Genomic DNA, 1865 nt, shown 5'->3' with positions numbered 1-1865 from the left:
GCTCTCCTGGCCTATGGACTTGTGGATAAGCCATTCTGAGAGTAAGGTGAATGAACTAACAAACCGGGAATAGCTCTTATTTTTCCTGAATTTTGTTCCAGATCCCCGGACCTAGCTAAAGTTTATGTGCGTAACATGAGTAACAAAGTGAAGTGCCTTTTGGCTAAGCTTAAAAATTTTTTCTTCTAATGAATGAAATTTATGTTATAACGATCAGAAATGTATTAATTTACATGTCTTATAGAAAAATTGGTGAATAACAAAAAATTTGATTTATTGGCTGCGGCCTAGACTGGTAAATGCTTTCATGGTTGCTGCGGGAAATTTCCATCCCCTGAAAAGAACCCTATTAAAACCTTATCTTTGTAATCATATTCGAGTTTATTTTAAAAATTCTCATACTAGGTTTGATCTTTAGGGTTTAATGCCTCGTCCCAAAGTTGACGTAGTCTGGAGGCTAGATTTTTGATATCAAATGGTTTAGAAATGACATCTGAGGCCCCTAATTCATAATACTGTTTCTTTTCACTAGCCTGTACTTTCGCTGTCATAAATACTATGGGAATGTCTTTGGAAGAAGGTACTTGTCTTAGTGCTTTAAAGGTTGCTATACCATCCATACCAGGCATCATTTCATCAAGAAGAATTAAATCAGGTTGAAATTCCTCCGCACTTTTTAATGCCTCTTTACCTGAACTGCAATAGCTAACGTTAAATGTATCAAGCTTCTCTAGGGCCATTTTTAAAATGAATTGAATATCGGTTTCATCTTCAATAATTAAGATATTTTTTAGTTCTTTTTTAGCCATAAAGTTATTCATCCAATAGGCTCTATAGTTAATAGAGGTAAATCGAAATAAAAGGTAGTTCCTTTATCGGAATTATTATAATAATCAATAATTCCACCATGCTTTTCTACAATGGCTTTGCATATACTTAATCCAAGACCAGTTCCACCATGGACTCTTCTCGATGAAGAATCCAGTTGTGAAAATTTTTGGAAAACGTGTGTTTTAAATTCATCAGGTATACCAGGCCCTTTATCGATAATTTCCGTTCTAACCACATTGTTTTTTTTGCTAATGCTGATAATTACCGTCCATGATTCTGTAGTGAATTTAATAGCATTCGAAATTAAATTGGTTAGTACCTGCATTATTTTGTCAGGGTCAATACTTACTTTCAATTCTAGCATTGAAGCCAGTAGTTCTATTTTTACCTCTAAAGATTGTGCGTACACTTGATTTAGCGCCACCACTTCTCGGGCTAGTTGATTCATATCTGTTGGTTCTAATTTCAGACCAACTCCACCATATTCAATTTTTTGTAGATCTAAAATATCATTAATTAATTGTTTTAATCGTGCACAATTTCGCTGTGCAATGGTTAATAAATCTTGGGCGTCTTTATTATAATCATCCTGGACTATTGCTAGCAGATCCAGAGAACCTTGGATAGAGGTTAATGGCGTTCTTAGCTCATGACTGACAATAGAAATGAATTCATTTTTCATTCTATCGATTTTTTTACGATCAGTAATGTCTCGAATAGCGGCGACACACACCATACCGTCTTTTGTTTTTAGTGGGCTTAAACTAATTTCTATTGGAAATATCTCAGCATTTTTTCGCTGTCCAAACAGCTCCATACCTATACCCATAGGTCTTAGATGGGGGTTGCTAAAAAATGATTTTCGGTGTTCTGGATGTCTGTAAGGTTCCGGTATTAAGGATTCTACGTATTGGCCTGATATAGGCGCGGATTTTTAGACGAAAAAAAGGTATTTTTAAGAGCTATTCTTCTAATATAAGAGGGGAATAGAATGACCAAAAAGCGAAATTATTACACTGCATCAAAAAAATCAA

2 protein-coding genes are annotated in these 1865 nt (G+C 34.9%); both read right to left on the bottom strand.

The genetic code is table 11. The features are described 5' to 3' along the window. Positions 1 to 401: 401 nt before the first annotated feature. A complete protein-coding gene (locus ELY15_RS15495) occupies positions 402 to 809 on the bottom strand; it encodes a response regulator (protein ID WP_127101620.1) in 408 nt (135 codons plus the stop codon). Positions 810 to 817: 8 nt separating this feature from the next. Then, a complete protein-coding gene (locus ELY15_RS15490; RefSeq protein WP_255411133.1) occupies positions 818 to 1753 on the bottom strand; it encodes a PAS domain-containing sensor histidine kinase in 936 nt (311 codons plus the stop codon). Between the last annotated feature and the right edge of the window lie 112 nt (positions 1754 to 1865).

Source organism: Legionella sp. km772, assembly GCF_003989735.1.
Classification (GTDB): domain Bacteria; phylum Pseudomonadota; class Gammaproteobacteria; order Legionellales; family Legionellaceae; genus Legionella.
Note: the sequence above shows the minus strand (reverse complement) of the source record. Positions and strands in the feature narration are given on the sequence as shown.